Origin of the sequence: Runella aurantiaca (assembly GCF_003339505.1) — a bacterium.
GTDB classification, from domain to species: domain Bacteria; phylum Bacteroidota; class Bacteroidia; order Cytophagales; family Spirosomataceae; genus Runella; species Runella aurantiaca.
Genome location: NZ_QPIW01000010.1, coordinates 1 through 18,583, shown reverse-complemented (window position 1 = coordinate 18,583; position 18,583 = coordinate 1). Strand labels below are relative to the sequence as shown.

The following is an 18,583-nucleotide window of genomic DNA, read 5'->3' as shown; positions in this document are numbered from 1 at the left end:
ACAAAAAAAACCTATTTCTAATTTAAGTTATGTTAAAAAAACTACTTATTCTTAGCTACGCAACTTTACTGGTCTGTGGGTTAGCAATTACGGGTGTAGCGCAAACCATTACGGCCGTAACCGTGAATAATACATCATTTTGTACAGGTGCCAGCATTCAAGTAGCGTTTATTAGCTCACTTACTACGTTTACGGTTCAAATTTCAAATGCGAGCGGTGTATTTCCAGCCTCTCTAAGCGCTAATATTATCGGTACTGGCACAAGCAGTCCTGTATCGGCGACCCTTCCCAACATCACGGGCAACGGATTTAAAGTTCGGGTAATATCAGGAATGGTCACGTCGGCTGCCAGCACCCAAACGTTACAAATCGGCAACCCTCCCTCCAATCCCACGGTTCCATCCACGACGGTCAATTATTGTGTGGGAGCTACCGCTTCGCCGTTAAGTGCTACTGGTACTGACTTAAAGTGGTACACCGTTGCTTCGGGAGGAACATCAAGCTCGACGCCCCCCAATCCAATGACTGGTACTGCAGGAACGCAGTTTTATTACGTAAGTCAAACCGTCAATGGTTGTGAAAGCCTTCGTACCCAAATTACCGTCAATGTCATTCTTACCGCTCCCCCAACCGTTGCGCAAAGTACCCTCAATTATTGCCAAGGAGACTCACCCGGGCCTCTTTCGGCAAACGGTAGTAATTTGAAATGGTACACCGCTTCATCAGGCGGAACGGGAAGTACAACCGCCCCCACGCCCATTACAGGTGGGGCAGGAACGCAACTTTATTACGTGAGCCAAACGGTAAATAATTGCGAAAGTAGCCGCACCACCATCACTGTCAACATAAATCAACGAGCTACGCTCCCCCCTGAGACCACCGCAAACGTGGTTTATTGCCAAGGACAGTCTCCTTCGACGTTAAGTGCGACCCCTACCTCAGGAAACACCATAAAATGGTACGCAAGCAACAATTCAACCCTGCTTAACGGGGCACCCAATATCAACACTAACGTCAACAGCACTACGGTTACGGAATATTATGTTACGCAAGCCACTTCGTTTGGGTGCGAGTTTGTGCCCCGTACCAAAGTAACAGTCACGGTCAAATCTGGTCCAACTGTAAACAATGTACCTGATCGTACTCATTGTAACGGTGCTCAAGGATCCCCAATTACATTTAGCGGTTCTGTACCCAATACTATTTTCAATTGGTCAGTAAATATGGGAGTAGGATTATCTGCTTCATCAGGTTCAGGCAATATTGCAGCTTATACAGCATCCAATGCAGCTACTGCTCCCGTTACTGCTACGGTGACGGTGACACCCGTAGCCGACGGGTGTACTGGCAATAATGAAACCTTTACCATAAAGGTCAATCCTACAGCCACAGTCGCTGCTATTACAGATAAGACCTATTGCGGTGGTCTACAGGTTGCCGGGATAAACTTTACCAGCCCAACCAGCGGAGCAGGCTTTAAATGGACCAGCACTGCTGATGTTGGCTTTGGAACTTCGGGCAATGGAAACATTGGTAATTATACTACTACTAGCAGCAATACAACGCCTTTAGAAGCAACCGTGACCGTGACGCCCACCATTGATGGTTGTGATGGTACTCCAAGAAATTTCAAAATAACCATTAATCCTAAACCAACCGTTTCCATCAATACTTCAGGGAATACTTTTTGTAATGGAGCAGATGCTGCCGCTATAAGTTTTTCTGGCTCAGTGACTGGGACAACTTACAGCTGGACAGGTTCTGCGGATGTTGGATTCGGCACAAGCGGCTCGGGCAACATCGCTGTGTACAAAGCCAAAAACACTACTACCAATCCACTTTTCAGTACATTTAACGTTACTCCTTCAACAGCTACATGTACGGGCTCAGCCACTGCGTTCAACATTACAATCAATCCTACTCCTGTAATAAACACAATTGCTGATGCCGCTTTTTGCGGAGGGGCCAGTGCTCCTGCCATTAATTTCTCCAGTACAACTCCCAATACGAATTATGCATGGAGTAGTACCGCTAATGTGGGTTTTGGAACATCTGGAAACGGAAATATAGGGGGATATACCGCGATAGATAGTAGTCCCACTATCGTAACAGGTACAGTTTCAGTAACTCCAACAGCTAATACCTGCCCAGGTTCTCCAAAATCATTTACTATTACCGTCAATCCTTCTCCGAAAGTAAATTCCATTACAAGCGCTGTATTTTGTAATAAAGCACAGGCTCCTGCGATTAGTTTCAGCAGCCAAACTTCCGGGGCCACTTTTAGTTGGAGTTCTTCAGCCAATGTAGGTTTTTCCACCGCAGGAACAGGAAATATTCCTACCTATGCAGCCACTAACGGAGGAGCAACGCCGATAATCGCCAATGTGAGTGTTGCGGCCAAAACAGCTACCTGTACAGGCCCTGCTCAATTATTTACCGTGACCGTCAATCCCACGCCTGTATTAAATGATATTGGTAACTTAACTTTCTGCGGAGGGACAAACGGTACTGCAATCAACTTTGGCAGTACAACCCCCAACACTTCTTTTGCATGGTCAAGTACCTCAAATATTGGATTTGGCGCAAACGGTACAGGAAACATCAATAACTACACACTTACAAATCCAGTAAGCAGCACTACCCTAGCAACCATCACCGTAACCCCAACGGCAAATACCTGTCCGGGGGCATCCAAATCGTTTACCATTACAATCAATCCAACACCCAAAGCTAACCTTCCAACTCCTAACGCGATTTGCGCGAATGCAACAGGTCCGGCACTTACATTTTCTAGTGATACTCCCAACACTACCTTCAATTGGTCAAGTTCAACCAATGTGGGCTTTGGCACGGGTGGAACAGGAAATATTAATGGTGGTTTTACCGCAATCAATAATTCACAGAATGTGGTTACGGCAACGATCAATGTAGTTCCTTCCACATCTACTTGTACAGGGAGTGGACAGCAGTTCAATTTTATTGTCAATCCAACCCCTGGCAATCCAAGTGCTGACTCGCCTACTTACTGCGCTACTTCCCCTGCGCAACAGCTCTCAACCAATGGAGAAAACCCAAGATGGTATAACCAAGGGTCGGGAGGATCCGCTTTAGGAGAAGCCCCACGACCTTCAACTAACAACTCAACCGATAATTCCATCGTTACCAGTTATTTTGTTACTCAAACCAATTCGTTCGGTTGTGAAAGTCCCCGAACCGAAGTGAAGGTAACTGTCAAGCCACTGCCTCCTTTTCCGAATGTACCGAAACAGGAATACCTGCTTTGCCAATTTGACCCATCGGTTCAGCTAGACGCTAAATTGCAAGGTACTGGACAAAATTTGGTGTGGATTTTACCCAACAGTAACGAAACGGGTAATGCGCCCGTGATTACGACTGATGCTGGATTTGTGGGAACTTTTGCCGTGTTGCAAGTACGAGACGGCTGCCGAGGTGGGCGTACTGAAATCAAAGTCAACGTTCGTACTACTCCGCTGCCAATGGTAAGTAGTGTTCCAGTGGTAAGTTGCCAAAATTCTACCCCTCAGCCACTTCAGGCAACGGGAGAAAGATTAAAATGGTATAATACCAACAAAACAGGTGGTACACCTCAAGATACGCCTAACATTCCGCCCACCCAAACGCCCGGCACTTACCAGTTTTATGTAACCCAAACTGGTGCGAATACCTGCGAAAGTCCAAGAGCGGAAATCACCGTGGTGATTCAGCCGCTTCCTAGTGCAACCCTTACGGGTGGTGGCGCAATTACACAAGGAGAACCCAGCAATTTAACCATTGCTTTTACAGGACAAGGCCCTTGGACGTATACGCTTTCCAACGGATCAACATTCACAACTCCCCAAAATCCCGTAACGATTCAAGTTTATCCCCTTGAATCAACCATTTATAACGTCACAAAAATTACCAACAATTGCGGGGAAGGAACGCCCGCAGGCAGTGCTTCTGTGCAGGTAAAAATAGCCACCATTGATGTTGGGAATCCAAGTGCTACCACCATTTGCGCGAGCCAAACGTTCACGATTCCTTATTTTTCATCCGACTTTTTCCCTTCCAGTACGCAATTCCGGGTGCAGATTTCCAAAACAATGGATGATGCCAGTTTCCAAACCATTCCGACAGAAGGAAACAACAGTCCCGTTAGAGCTACCATTCCCAATGCTACTTTGGGCGGTACTTACTATTTGAGAATTGTGGGTCTAGCTTCTGTAGCAGGAAATAATTTTACGATAAAAGGGAAACTAAGTCCTGTTCAAATAAATATACGGGAATTGCCGACGGCTACGATTTCAGGGCCGACCAGAATCTATGAAAATGAGAGTGCTAAACTGGCCATTGCCTTTACGGGCGAAACACCTTGGAACATTACGTATCGGGATAGTCTTTCCACCAAAGACACTACTTTCTCAACCTCCGTTACACCCTATGAATTTACCGTCAGACCGGGCAAAACCAATACTTACAGCGTGGTATCCATCAGTAATAGTTGCGGAAACGGCCCCGCTACGTCTCGGTTTGTGCTTATCGTAGACCCTGTGTTGGGCGTAGAGCCTGCCCTCAGCAGTGAGTGGATTAAAGTGTATCCAGTACCAGTTCAGGCTCGCTGTACCATCGAAATCGACGGTACCACAGGCAAGACGGTTTCGATGACGGTAACTGATGGTTTGGGGCGAATTATATTACGTCAACAAACCACGTCAAACAAAGACGAGCTGGATTTCAGCAGCCTAGCCCCCGGTATGTACTTCCTAAATGCCGAGCGTGATGGCCAAATTGCCCGACGAAAAATCTTAAAAGTACAGTAGAAATAACAGGTCAACGTTTTTGATTAATAATACACAAAACGCCGACATTCCTCGAATATGAAAATACGTATTGCTTTCCAAACCGGCTGCCTACTTTTGGCGGCCGGTTTGATTTTTTCGCTCAATGCCCAAAACCAGGGCATGACCCAACTCGCCACCGACGGAAACGCGCCCTTTCAATTATCGGGCGACTGGAAAGCGGCGGGGTCGGTGACCTTGCATCCCGACAAAGCGTCGTTTGTGAAAACCGCCTCTTCTACCGACAAAAACACCAGCCTTATTTTGGGCAAAACAGGAGCCAAGGCTGCTGTTGCCCTTGGGGTAGGTGATATTGTGCTCAAGATGGAGTTCATGCTAGCACCCGGCACCAATGCCGCCTTAACCCTTCCCGGAGGCTACGCCATTCGACTCAATGACAGTTGGAAAAGCCCCCGATTGGACGCAAACGTCAGCGCGGGTATTGGGGTATTGGCTCCCCTACAAAATGCCGCCAAAGCCCCGGGCCTTTGGCAAAGCATAACGGTACAATTTAAAAGGGCAGGGCAAACCACTGCCGCCCAAATTGAAAAACTGGTCCTCAATGGCGTAACCGTTCAGGAGAATGCATTTCTTAGCGCTCCGCCGACGACCGAAACGGCCCTATCGCTGGAAGTCGTGTCGGGCATGGCCGCTTTCCGAAACGTCTTTTATCAGTTGCTCAATGATACCCGCCCAGTAGCGTTACGCAACCTGTCTTACCAGTTATACAAAGCGGGTAATGATAAACCCAAAGAACTTTTGGCCGAAAACCTTCTCAAAAAAGACACAACGTCTATTTTGACCCGCGAATGGGGAATGGGAAACAATAGTTATTATTTACTCTACGACGGTCAACTAGACGTGGCGCAGGAAGCTGATTATACCTTTCAACTGGCCTACATGTCCAACGCCGCCCTTGAGATTGACGGCAAAACAGTATTGCCTTACCAATGGAATGACTTCCTACAAAATTACGTACCCGTTACGGTGCATTTAACCAAAGGTTTGCATCCTTTCCGTCTTCACCACCATAAGTTTACGTGGCGGCGGCCTGGATTGGGAATGTTTGTGGCAACGCAGGGTGTACGTCAGTATCCTTTGCATGTAACTTCGTCTTTACCCGAACCCACGCCCATCCCTACCATTGAAGTAACCGCTAATGGCAAAGCTGAGTTGGTGCGCTCGTTCATTCAGCGCGAAGGCGAAAAAGGCAAGCGCACCCATTGCCTTTCGGTAGGCACACCCGAAGGCATTCATTACAGCTTAGACCTCAATCGTGGTTCTATTCTGCAGTTTTGGAAGGGTGGATTTGCCAACGTAACCGAGATGTGGTACGAGCGCGGCGAACCGCAGATTCTGCATCCGATGGGCTCGGCCATCCTCACCGCTGGTCAAACCGACTTTGCCGTGTTGAATGACCTCAATGCCGCGTGGCCCGATTCGTCGGTTGATTTATCATTTAAAGGTTATCGCCTCAACCCCGCAGGAATCCCCACACTCACTTACCGTACCAGCAATGGCGACATTACCGACGAAATAGCCCCCGAAAACGGCGGACTTACGCGTACCATCACTGGCAATTTGCCGAATACGTACGTCCGGTTAGTAGTGGGCAAGAGCATTTCATTGTTGGAAAAAGGCTTGTATGAAATTGACGGCCAAAGGTATTATGTGCGCATTGACCCTAAAAGCAAACCCGTAGTTCGTACCGTCAAAGGACAACAAGAACTGCTATTGCCGCTTACTGGATCATTGCATTATTCCTTGATTTGGTAAGTTTTCACGACGCAATAAACCATTTTGCACGAAATTTGCGTTGTAAATTCAAAACATACTTTAAAACAAAAACAGTTATACCAATGCAACGCTTCATCTCTGCTTTAGCAATAGCCCTCCTGATGCTGTCAGGCATTGCCGCTACCACCCCAAAGGTTACAAAAGCTCCCGCAGCTTCTGGCATTCAGTTTGTTGAGTTACCTTGGGCAAAAGCACTTGAAAAAGCCAAAAAAGAGAAGAAATTAATCTTTTTTGATGCTTACACCAGTTGGTGCGGCCCTTGTAAAATGCTCCAAAAAAACGTCTTTACCCGCAGCGACGTAGGCGAATACTTCAACGCTAATTTTATCAATATCAAAAAAGACATGGAAGAGGGTGAAGGTCCCCGATTGGCCACAATGTACCCCATTGAGGGTTATCCTTCGTTGTTTTTTATCAATGGAAACGGAAAAGTCGTTACCATGCATTTGGGTGCTATGGATGGGCCTGAGCTCATTAAATTTGCCAAAATGGTAGCCAGCAAAAAATAATTTCCTGCAACATTCAGTGCGTTCTTCCCCTTTGGCATCAACCAAAGGGGTTTTATTTTGTTTAATGGTAAACCAAAAACCACGTGAACCTTCAACATTTGCTTCCGCTCTCTTCTCAAGAACTGCACGATTGGGCGTTGGAAAAAGACCAGCAGGATACCTTACGCAACTTTCGCGAACGGTTTTATCATCCCCAACACAATGAAAAATCACAGATTTATCTGTGCGGCAACTCCTTAGGACTGCAACCCAAATCAGCCCGTGAAGCCATTGATCGCGAACTTACCACGTGGCAAAACTACGGCGTGGAAGGATGGTTTGAGGGTGAAGAATCGTGGCTCAGCTACCACCGCTATTGTCAGCAATCATTGGCCAAAATAGTAGGGGCACTTCCCGAAGAGGTTTGTCCGATGAACCACCTGACGGTCAACTTACATTTGATGTGGGCGTCATTTTATCAACCGACGGCACAACGCCATAAAGTCTTGACGGTATCGGGTGACTTTCCGTCTGACCAATATGCCATTGAAACCCACCTGAAATTTAGAGGCTATGACCCCGCCACCGCCCTGATTGAGGTAGCCCCGCGAGAAGGAGAATACACCGTTCGTTCCGAAGATTTGTTGGACGCTATCCGCCAAAATGCCGACGAACTGGCGTTGGTTTGCATGAGCGGTTTGCATTATTATACGGGTCAGGTTTACGACATGGAGGCCATTACCGTTTTGGCGCACCAATACGGCATCTTGGTGGGTTTTGACTTGGCACACGCGGCGGGAAATATACCGCTTCGATTACACGATTGGGGTGTAGACTTTGCGGTATGGTGTTCGTACAAATATCTTAATTCAGGCCCAGGAGGTGTTTCGGGGGTATTTGTTCACGAAAAGCATCACGACGCTTCGGTGCAACGACTAGCGGGTTGGTGGGGCTACAATGAAGCCCGACGATTTGAAATGACCAAAGGTTTTGTTCCCATGCAAGGCGCCGCAGGCTGGCAATTAAGCACGCCCAATATTATGGCACTGGCGGTTCATCGGGCGTCGTTGGCACTCTTTGAAGAAGCAGGGATTGAAAATTTGCGGACAAAAAGCGTGGAGCTAACGGGCTTTTTAGAAGTCATTATTCAACGCGTCAATCAAAAAGCAGGAACGGAAAAAATCCGCCTGATGACTCCCTCCGATCCTGCCCAACGCGGCTGTCAGCTTTCGTTATTGATTGACAATGAAGGCAAAAAAGTTTTTGATTACTTAACCGCGCAGGGAATTATTGGTGATTGGCGCGAGCCCAATTGCATCCGTCTTAGCCCGATTCCATTATATAATTGTTTTGAAGACGTGTGGAAAGTTGGTGAAGCACTGGAAAACTATTGAAAGTTTCAGGCTTAATTGAATTGGTTTTGTAATTAATGGTCAGACGCTAGTCAGACCATTAATTACAAAAAAGGCTTTGAGAGGATTTACCTTTCAAAGCCTTTTTCGAGAAGTGCATTTATTCTCACTCCTCGCTTCTGACTTCTGATCATTTATTTAATATCCGCCAGTTTGTCCAAGTCGATGTCATCCAAAACAGACTTGATTTTATCCATATCCACATCGCGGCCTTCTACCTGAACAATGTACCGATTGGCGACAATGACCGATATTTCACCGTTTTTGGATTGTGTATTGTATTTCTCAAACGCTTTGTGGCCTTTGTATTCGGTGGTTTTTTCATAGCCCGTTTCGGTTTCTTTGTCAATCGAAGCCATCGACCACGCTGCCATGCCCATCAGCGCCACGCCCATTCCCGCCACGTCGGTGATATTTACGTCAATATCCTGTCCGTTGTCATCGCGGTAAGAAGCTTTGGCCGTCGAAACCCCAAAACCCATCGCGGCGCTTTTTTCGCTTGATGCCTCCTTGCGTTTCAGGCCATCGGCATCTGCGGGTAGCAACTCCTTCAACAATTTAGGGTCAACCGTCTCTTTGGGACCTTCTTTCGACATTCTTTCGGCTTCTTCACCCAGTTTTTGGAGGGCTTCTAGGCCATTTTTAGGTTCTTCTTTCGCCTCTTCTTCAGCATCTTTGCTGGCACAATTCCAAGTGAGAACCGCCAAAGACAAGAAAATGGCGATGAGTTTAATCGTTTTCATTGGTTACTATTTTAGGTTTATGAATAAAAAAAGGGGAACACATGTTCCCCCGAAATTACATTTTTTATGCACCGGCTTTACGCCCAACAAGTTAAATTTATTGAGCGGTTATGATTTGGCCACCTGCGACTCTGCGCGGTTTGCCTCCTCGGCGGCGCTGTCGGTAAAAGTCACCTGCTTTTTATCTTTGTTTCTCAACGCATAAATTAAAAATACAACGCCTAACAATACAACTGGAATACTCAAAATCTGTCCCATGTTGTAGGCAAGTTCGTTTTCAAAAGCCACTTGATTTTCTTTGAAAAACTCAATCACGAAGCGCAGTCCAAACACCCAAATCAGGAAGATTCCGACCAACATTCCCTGCGGCGTCTGCGATTTACGCTGGCTCCACAACCGAAATAATATAAAACAAAGCACCAAGCAAGCAATGGCTTCATATAACTGCGCCGGGTGACGTGGGTACTGGGTAAATTCATAGTTGCGGGTAAACACAAACGCCCACGGAACGGCCGTGACTTTCCCTACAATCTCCGAATTCATCAGGTTGCCGAGGCGAATAAAACAACCCGCAAGGGCCACCACAATCACGATGCGGTCACACACCCACAGAAAACTCATTTTCTTGTTGCGGGCGTAAATAAACAACCCCAACAAAATACCGATAGCCGCTCCGTGACTGGCCAAACCAGCAAAAGGAGGCGTAATGACTTGCAGTGGATTTTTGAGTAATACTTCGGGTTCATAAAACAAAAAATGCCCGAAACGCGCCCCCAAAACGGTGGCAATCACCATGGTGAGCAAAAGCGAATCCAACAACGTTTCTTTGATTCCTTCTTTGCGAAAAACATGCGTCATGATGCGTTGCCCTACCAAAAAACCAGAGGCAAACAACAAACCATACCAACGAATGGAAAAACTGCCGATACTGAAAATTTCAGGATTTACATCCCAGATAATATAGCCAAACATAAGTGACCGATTTTGAATGAAGGTATCAATGATACTAAAACCTTCACAAAAATCAAGAAAGATTATTAGAAGTACATAATTGTGAGGAACGAAAAGTTGAAAGTTAATTACAAACCATTGATAATCAACCTTCAAATAGCTTTTAACTATTTGCTTATTTACCGGCTACCCCTAAAATTCCCATTTACCTTTTCGGTAAAATTCAATTATCTGACGCTGAAGGGCGTATTCGTAGCGTGAGCGAATGGCATTTGCCTGCGCCCGGGCCAGATTTGCTTTGGCAAGGGTATATTCAAACACATTGATGGTGCCCGCATTCAGGCGGCTTTCGGCCGCCGAAAAGTTGGCCTGTAAAGATTCCACCTGACTCTGCGCGGCGGCGTAGCGGTCGGTGGTGGCATCTAGCTGCTGCACCGCCAGTTCGATAGACTGCCGCAAAAGTTGTTTCACCCCATCGACCTGATTTCGGGCCAGCTCCTGCTGCGCCTTGACCACGTCCACGCGCGGACGAACCTGCCAACGCCCCATGATGGGAATATTCAGACCTAAACTTAGTGAGCCATTGCGGGTAGCATCCAATTGTTTGAAGTAACTACGCTCGGAGTTGGACGACGCGTAAAAAGCGGCAAAATTTCCCGAAAGGTTCAACGAAGGAAGGCTGTTTGCTTTTACCGCCCGAATCTGACTCGCAAAGCTGCTCAAACGTAGCTCACTGCTTTTCACTTCTGGAAACAACTTCAACGCTTCCTCATAGATGGCATCGGCGGCGGGAGCCACACTCAGGGCGGTGGCTGCGTCGGCGATGGGTTCGAGCAATACGTCTTTTTCGGGTTGAATGTTCATCAACTGAAACAACGTCAATTTCGCCAGCTGTTCGTTGTTGCGCGCGGTCACTTCGTCAAATTTATCATTGGCCAACTGCGCCTTTATTTCGTACAAAGTATTTTGGCCCACGGTTCCCGCCGCTACTTGCTTTTCCACCCGATCTACCTGCTGCTGCGACGACGCCACCTGCTGCTGCGCAGCATCGTATAAGGCCTTGGTGGCCAGCACCTGCACGTATGCCTGAAGCACCCGAATGATTTGCTGGTTAAGGATGGCCTCTTGATTTTTCAAGGCCGCATCGCGCAGCGCAATACCTTGCTGCACTTGATGCTGAATTTGAAATCCCTGAAACAACGGAACCTGAAAGCCTAAACCGATCCCGTTGGTATTGTACAACTGGTCGATGTAAGCATTGGTAAAACGGTCGATACTACGACCGAAGTTTAGGTTTTGTCCAGCGCTGAATCCGATTTGCGGCAATTGCTGCGACCTCGTTTGTTGCAATTGAGCCCCTGCACTTTGTGCCTGCAACTGGCTTTCACGGTAGGTGAGGTTATTTTTTGTCAATAATTCAACACACTCCCGCAAGGTCAACGTTTTTTGGGCACTTGCATTCAAGGCAAAAAACAGCATCCCAATGACTGCAAACCGTATTTTAGATACCTGTAACATGAAAATTTCTTTTAACAATAAACGAATGATTATTCTGAAACCCAACCGTCTTTCAGTCGAATAACCCGGTTTCCGTATTCGGCGTTGGCCTCTGAGTGCGTCACCTGAACGATAGAAACTTTGTCTTTTTGATTGAGTTCTCTAAACAATTCCATGATTTCTTTGGCTTGCTCGGAATGCAGATTCCCCGTTGGCTCATCGGCAAAAATGATTTTAGGCTCATGAACAATGGCCCGCGCGATGCCTACCAATTGTTGCTGCCCGCCCGATAACTGACTGGGAAACAAGTCTTTTTTTGCAACCATGTTAAAACGATCCAACAATTCGGCCACCCGACTCTTGCGCTCCGACGACGAGGTTCCTTTGTACAACAGCGGCGTTTCGATGTTTTCGTACACCGTCAGTTCGTCAATCAAATGGTAGGCCTGAAACACAAACCCAATGCGGTGACGGTGCAATTCAGTGCGCTTCTTTTCGGTGAGTTTGTCTACTTTTTCGTCCAAAAACAGGTATTCTCCTTCCGAGGGCTCTTCCAACAACCCCAAAATATGGAGCAATGTGGATTTTCCCGAGCCAGATGGTCCCATAATGGAGACAAATTCCCCCTCATTTATTCCCAAATTGATATTACGCAATACATACGTTTTTCCAAAACCTGCCGGATAATGCTTTGAAATGCCTTTTAACTGAATCATGGACCTGTTGGTAAGTAATATTAAGGATAATGTAATGTATTTTGCACGAGTTGTGCCAACTTATCATATTGCTGAAAATCAGCACATTAATTTATTTTGCCTTCATAAAATCGTCCGAAAACGGACAATATTTGTACGCCTGCGGACGAAGCCGAAACCACGTACTTGCAAGATTTTTTAAGCCGTAAAGTTACTGGTTTTGGGATTTTTTCGTTTAGAGCAATTGCGATATTCTGCTCTTTTATACCATTATTTAGGCGGTAGATTCTCCCTTTTTTTCAGTTTTCAGCCTCAACAGGGGTAGTTTTCAAAGCAAATTAGCCTCAAATAAAAGCTAAATCTCTTTCTTGGCCATGGAGATGGTTTTTTCTTTGTACCCCTCAATATTTTTAGTCTCCGAAGAGAAATTAATACCAATTGCTACAAGCGTTTTGCCTAATATCTTACTATGGCTCTAGGTATTTTCTGGCAAAAATTTGTTTCGATGCCGTTTCTGCATTGCCATCCAGTTTCAAGCAATTGTGCAAAAACAGAAGATGAGTTATACCATTTTGATGCGTCTTTAAAAAATGGGAAGGCCTGGCTCTGGGATAACTTATTTATGGTACTTGGAAAAGCGAATAATGACAAAGATGATAAACCTATTGATTCTATTTTAAAACCTGACTCTCCTGATTATGACCCATTTCGGCTTCTGGAATATGATTATGAATTGGATGAGTTGATCCCCAATTTGGGTTTGCATGAAGATGAACAAAAGCGAATTCAGTAGATGATAGATACACTCTGTGTCAATGCAGAATGTGTAAAATTGCACCGTAAACCGTTCATTCGGAAAATAAAACAGCAAATCGAATTAGGACGAATTACCACCTGGCAAGAGGTAGATGAACCAAGACAGTTTTCCACTGCTTTTGAAATGCTGAGACGTCTACGCATTTCAACACCTTAAATTTCCCTAAAATCCCCTAATTTTGCGGTGCCTGTGGGCAAAAGTTGCTGGTTATTGGTTGGACGTTGGTTGAAAAACGTTGCCTGATAACGGCTGACTGGTATAACGATTAACAAATTCTCAATGAAAATTTCCTATAACTGGCTTAAAGAACTTATTGATATTCAAGAGTCTGCCGAAGAAGTCGGTAAATTGTTGACCGCCACTGGTCTCGAAGTGGAAGGCATTGACCCCGTCGAACGAGTAGAAGGAGGATTGGAGGGCATCGTGATTGGAGAGGTGCTTACTTGCGAACCTTTTACCGTCAAAGAAAAAACATTGCACCTTACCACGGTTGATATTGGCGCGGATGTGCCATCCAACATCGTGTGTGGGGCGGCCAACGTAGCTGCTGGGCAGAAAGTAGTCGTAGCAACTGTGGGGGCCACGATTCATCCGACTGGCGGAGAGCCTTTTAGCATTGCCAAGCGCAAAGTGTATGGCCATCCTTCCGAAGGAATGATTTGTGCTGAAGACGAAATCGGCTTGGGTACTTCACACGCGGGCATCATGGTATTGGATACTGATTTGCCCAATGGCACGTCGGCGGCGGAATACTTCGGCTTGTTGCCTGATTACGTCATTGAAATCGGGCTGACGCCCAACCGCGCCGATGCGGCCTCTCACCTCGGCGTGGCCCGTGACTTGAAAGCGGTGTTGAACCGAGAGCTGAAAATGCCAGTAGTTGACAACTTTACTGTTTCAACTACAACCTCGCCTATCGAAGTAAGTGTTGAAAACTCCGAAGCCTGCCCGCGTTATGCAGGGCTGACGATTTCGGGCTTGACCGTGACTGAGTCGCCAGATTGGCTGAAAGAAAAATTGCAGGCAGTAGGTGTGCGGCCGATTAACAATGTGGTAGATATAACCAACTACATTTGCCATGAACTTGGCCAACCGTTGCACGCTTTTGATGCGGCCAAAATCATCGGCAACAAAGTAATCGTGAAAACGCTGCCTGCTGGTACGCCTTTTGTGACCCTTGACGGCGTAGAACGCAAGCTGTCGGACCGAGATTTGATGATTTGTAACGCCGAAGAACCCATGTGTATCGGGGGTGTTTTTGGCGGCACTAAGTCGGGTGTTTCGGAGCAAACGACGGATATTTTTCTGGAAGCTGCTTATTTTTCTCCCGCTTCAATTCGCAAGACGGGTACTTTTCACGGCCTGAAAACCGACGCCTCTTTCCGCTTCGAGCGCGGAACCGACCCCAACATGCCAGTCTATGCTCTCAAACGCGCAGCACTGTTGATTCAGGAAGTTGCGGGCGGTCAAGTATCGTCGGAAATTGTGGATATTTATCCCAATCCGATTCCCAATCATGAAGTGAAAGTTAAGTATAAAAATGTCGATAGACTCATCGGAAAAGTACTAGACCGCGCGCTGATCAAGCAGATTTTGACCAGTCTCGACATCGAAATTCAAGACGAAACACCCGAAGGATTTTTGGCTTCTGTGGCCCCTTACCGCGTTGATGTGACGCGCGAAGCGGATGTCATTGAAGAAATCCTGCGGATTTATGGATTCGACAACATAGAGCTTTCCGAAAACCTAGCCACCGACTTCCTGTCGGGCTTCCCAATTGTGGACCCTGACAAACAGAAATTGCGCATTGCTAACCTTTTAGCCGCCAATGGATTTAATGAAACCATGGCAAATTCGTTGACAAAACCCATGTACAACGACGCAGTTCGGGCGAGTTTGCCCGGAGAAGATGTAGTGATGCTTAACCCTTTGAGCGAAGACCTCTCGGTGATGCGCCAAACGATGCTGTTTTCGGGATTGGAGTCATTGGCTTATAACCTGAACCGTCGTCAGCGTGATTTGAGAATCTGTGAATTTGGGAAAACGTATCACAAGATGCCCGAATCGAAGTACAAGGAACTTTCGCACTTGGTTTTATTGATGGCGGGTCATCAACGGGCCGAAAGCTGGTTGGCCAAAGACCAAAAACTGGCGTTTCACGATTTGGCAGGGATAGTACATTTGGTTTTGAATGCCTTTCGGGTGGCGCAGGTAGAGAAGCAGGAAATTCAAGACAAAACAATTTTTGAGTATGGCCTGTCTTACACCATTAAAAAGAAGCCTGTCGTTAGTTTTGGGCAGGTAAAAGCAAAGCTGACTAAAATCGCCGACATCAAACAACCCGTTTTTTATGCGGATTTTGATTGGGCTTATTTGTTGAAACAATACAACGATAAGGTGCGTTTTACGGAAGTGTCTAAGTTTCCAGAAGTACGCCGTGATTTATCGTTGGTGTTGGATAAAGCCGTCACTTTTGAACAAATTCGTCAGACAGCCCATAAGTATGAGCGGGAGTTGTTGACCAACATCAACGTGTTTGACGTGTATGAAGGAGAAAATATTGGCGCAGATAAAAAGTCGTATTCTGTAAGCTTCACGCTTCAGGATGAGACCCAAACCCTGACCGACAAAGTCATTGACAAGACCATGCAGAAATTAATGATGGCTTTTGAAAAAGACTTAAATGCAGTAATACGTAAATAACAAATACTGGATGGGTGACCTTGGACGTTAGAATGAGTGTTCGTTTTTAATGTCCAAGGTTGAAGTTTTACAGGATAACATAACGCGGCATGAAACTTGTAACCTTCGAAGACGATAGACTTTTAGACGAGCTGAATTTTCAATTTCTGTTTGTTGAAAGAAGTGTTAGTGCGTTGCAAGCGGCCTACGCCCACGAAAAAGCGGCGCACAGCGAGCTAAAGTCACGCTTTGAAGTCCTTCAAAAGCGTTATGACAAACAAAACGAGGAACTGAAATTTGAACGGCAAGAAATTAAAATCTTAAAAACGGAAAATAAACAATTGCGAGAAAAAGAACTTTCTTTGAAAGAAAAGTTAAATAATTTCAAACAATTGTCTATAATTGTAAAAAACCCGAAAAACGTAGACGCGATTACGGAACTGAACACCAAATTGGACGAATACATTCGATACGTAGAAGAAACCATCACTTTGTTACACACGTTGTGACCCAGACGCAATGGAAACCATAAAAAAAAGGCGAATCGTAAGAGTAAAGATTGCCGATAAATCTTACGAAGTCTGGGCTGACTCAGACGAAGATGAGTCTTTTATGAGAGAAGCAGCCAAGAAAGTTGATGCACAGGTAGAACTTCGAATGAAAAAAGAAGGGGATATTCAGAAGGTTTTGGCAATGGTTTGCCTTGACTCGATGGTAGCTCGCCTAAAAGGAGATAACGATTTAGAAGTCATACAGTCAACAGTATTTAAACACTTAGACTACCTACAAAGACACTTCAATCCATCGGGCCAAAACTAATCCTTTTGGTCTCTTCAAATACGTTCAAAAAGGGATAAGTTCGGTACGTTCAAGGCTGCGTTTAGGGAATATATGTTGAACCTATAAACACAGACACAGATGCCCGATATATTATTGTTTTTACTCGACGCTGCCGTTTCGGCGGTTGTGGGTGCAGTAATTGTCTACTTCGTTATTAAAAAGACAACCAAAAAAACCGAAGAAGACGCCCAGCAGCGCGCCGCCGAAATCCTTAAAAATGCGGAAATTACCGCCGAAAACATCAAGAAAGACCGTATTCTTGAAGCGAAAGAAAAATATTTGAGGTTGAAATCAGAGTTTGAAGACGACACAAATAAAAAGAAGCAGATTATTCTTCAAAACGAGCAGAAAATCAAGCAACGTGAGCAGCAACTCAACCAAATGACGGAACAAAACAAACGTCGTGAGAATGAGTTAGAAGCTCTTAAGAAAAACCTCGAACAACAAACCGAGGTGGCTACAAAGCGCCGTGATGAAGCCGAAAAAATGCACCGCTCACAAGTCGAACAATTGGAGCGAATCGCCAATCTAACCGCCGAGCAGGCCAAGCAGCAATTGGTAGAAGCCCTTCAGGCCGATGCCCAGTCGCAAGCCTCGGCATACATCAAAAATACGATTGATGAGGCCAAATTGACGGCCACCAAAGAAGCCAAGAAAATCGTCATCGAAACTATTCAACGCACCGCCTCTGAGCACGCCATCGAAAATACCGTTTCGGTATTCAACATTGAAAGCGATGATGTAAAAGGAAAAATCATTGGCCGGGAAGGACGTAATATTCGGGCCCTTGAAGCGGCTACGGGTTGTGAAATCATCGTTGATGATACCCCCGAAGCAATCGTTATTTCAGGTTTTGACCCCGTTCGTCGCGAAATAGCCCGCTTGTCGTTGCACCGATTGGTGCAGGATGGCCGTATTCACCCGGCGCGTATTGAAGAAGTGGTTTCCAAAACAAAGAAAAATATTGACGACGAAATCGTCGAAATTGGCGAGCGTACCGTCATTGATTTGGGGGTTCACGGTTTGCACCCTGAATTGGTAAAAATGATTGGACGGATGCGTTTCCGTTCGTCGTATGGCCAAAACCTTCTCCAACACTCGCGCGAAGTAGCGCGGCTTTGTGCTACGATGGCATCAGAGTTGGGATTAAATGCCAAACTTGCCAAACGTGCCGGGTTATTGCACGATATTGGAAAAGTATGGCCCGAAGAATCTGAACTGCCGCACGCAATTCTGGGGATGGAGTTGGCGAAAAAATACAAAGAGAATCCAGAAGTATGCAATGCCATCGGTGCTCACCACGATGAAATTGAAATGACGAGTATGATGTCGCCCATTATTCAGGTGTGTGATGCTATTTCGGGGTCGCGCCCGGGCGCTCGTCGCGAGATGATGGAGTCATATATTCAGCGTTTGAAAGATTTGGAAGCGTTAGCTACCAACTTCCCTGGCGTTGATAAATGCTATGCCATTCAGGCGGGGCGTGAGTTGCGCGTGATTGTTAATTCTGATACTGTCAATGACGATACCGCGGGTAAACTTTCGTTTGATATTTCTCAAAAAATTGAGAAAGAAATGCAGTACCCTGGCCAAATCAAAGTAACGGTAATCCGTGAAATGCGTTCCGTAGCCTACGCAAAATAAAAGGCTGGTTTCTGGTTAGTTTATCAAACAGAACTCGTTTTAAGCATAAGAAGGCTTCCCTTTAAAGGGTTAAGATATTAAATATCAGTACTTTGCATCAAAAAATAATCCCCGAATATGCGCGTATTTGGCATAATTCGGGGATTTTCGTATTTTAGTTGTGCTAACAAACCTAAAAT

Annotated in this window: 13 protein-coding genes; 9 read left to right on the top strand and 4 right to left on the bottom strand. The window is 45.9% G+C overall.

The window, feature by feature from the left end; translation table 11 throughout:
* Window positions 1–29: 29 nt before the first annotated feature.
* The 4 genes from DVG78_RS13730 (at window position 30) to kynU (ending at window position 8,517) form a co-directional block, all read left to right on the top strand.
* Window positions 30–4,820, top strand: a complete 4,791-nt coding sequence (locus DVG78_RS13730; protein WP_114461648.1) for a T9SS type A sorting domain-containing protein — start codon at window positions 30–32, stop codon at window positions 4,818–4,820.
* Between the two features lie 57 nt (window positions 4,821–4,877).
* Complete coding sequence (locus DVG78_RS13725; protein WP_114461647.1) at window positions 4,878–6,614, top strand: 3-keto-alpha-glucoside-1,2-lyase-like domain-containing protein; 1,737 nt, start codon at window positions 4,878–4,880, stop codon at window positions 6,612–6,614.
* 83 nt (window positions 6,615–6,697) lie between these two features.
* Window positions 6,698–7,144, top strand: coding sequence for a thioredoxin family protein (locus DVG78_RS13720; protein ID WP_114461646.1), 447 nt, complete (start codon window positions 6,698–6,700; stop codon window positions 7,142–7,144).
* An 83-nt stretch (window positions 7,145–7,227) separates the two neighbouring features.
* The gene (gene kynU, locus DVG78_RS13715; protein ID WP_114461645.1) at window positions 7,228–8,517 is read left to right on the top strand and encodes a kynureninase; all 1,290 of its coding nucleotides are present in this window, start codon (window positions 7,228–7,230) and stop codon (window positions 8,515–8,517) included.
* 152 nt (window positions 8,518–8,669) lie between these two features.
* On the opposite strand, the gene DVG78_RS13710 is transcribed toward kynU, so the two are convergent.
* From DVG78_RS13710 to DVG78_RS13695, 4 genes are all read right to left on the bottom strand, one after another.
* Entirely contained in the window at window positions 8,670–9,278 is a 609-nt protein-coding gene (locus DVG78_RS13710; protein ID WP_114461644.1) for a transposase, read from the bottom strand.
* Between the two features lie 108 nt (window positions 9,279–9,386).
* Window positions 9,387–10,250 carry a prolipoprotein diacylglyceryl transferase gene (gene lgt / locus DVG78_RS13705; RefSeq protein WP_114461643.1) on the bottom strand — a complete coding sequence of 288 codons (864 nt, stop codon included), beginning with the start codon at window positions 10,248–10,250 and terminating at the stop codon, window positions 9,387–9,389.
* Window positions 10,251–10,421: 171 nt separating this feature from the next.
* Complete coding sequence (locus DVG78_RS13700; protein ID WP_114461642.1) at window positions 10,422–11,747, bottom strand: TolC family protein; 1,326 nt, start codon at window positions 11,745–11,747, stop codon at window positions 10,422–10,424.
* A gap of 29 nt (window positions 11,748–11,776) precedes the next feature.
* Window positions 11,777–12,442 (bottom strand): ABC transporter ATP-binding protein, encoded by a 666-nt coding sequence (locus DVG78_RS13695; protein WP_114068425.1) that lies wholly within the window; start codon window positions 12,440–12,442, stop codon window positions 11,777–11,779.
* A 448-nt stretch (window positions 12,443–12,890) separates the two neighbouring features.
* On the opposite strand from DVG78_RS13695, the gene DVG78_RS13690 reads away from it, so the two are divergent.
* From DVG78_RS13690 to rny, 5 genes are all read left to right on the top strand, one after another.
* On the top strand, window positions 12,891–13,214 hold the full coding sequence (locus DVG78_RS13690; protein WP_114461641.1) for a hypothetical protein: 324 nt from the start codon (window positions 12,891–12,893) through the stop codon (window positions 13,212–13,214).
* A gap of 303 nt (window positions 13,215–13,517) precedes the next feature.
* Window positions 13,518–15,941 (top strand): phenylalanine--tRNA ligase subunit beta, encoded by a 2,424-nt coding sequence (pheT, locus tag DVG78_RS13685; RefSeq protein WP_114461640.1) that lies wholly within the window; start codon window positions 13,518–13,520, stop codon window positions 15,939–15,941.
* 89 nt (window positions 15,942–16,030) lie between these two features.
* Window positions 16,031–16,429 (top strand): hypothetical protein, encoded by a 399-nt coding sequence (locus DVG78_RS13680; RefSeq protein WP_114461639.1) that lies wholly within the window; start codon window positions 16,031–16,033, stop codon window positions 16,427–16,429.
* Between the two features lie 10 nt (window positions 16,430–16,439).
* Window positions 16,440–16,739: a cell division protein ZapA gene (gene zapA / locus DVG78_RS13675; protein ID WP_114461638.1), complete on the top strand. Its 300-nt coding sequence runs from the start codon at window positions 16,440–16,442 to the stop codon at window positions 16,737–16,739.
* Window positions 16,740–16,838: 99 nt separating this feature from the next.
* Window positions 16,839–18,404, top strand: a complete 1,566-nt coding sequence (rny, locus tag DVG78_RS13670) for a ribonuclease Y (RefSeq protein ID WP_114461637.1) — start codon at window positions 16,839–16,841, stop codon at window positions 18,402–18,404.
* The last annotated feature ends 179 nt before the right edge of the window (window positions 18,405–18,583 follow it).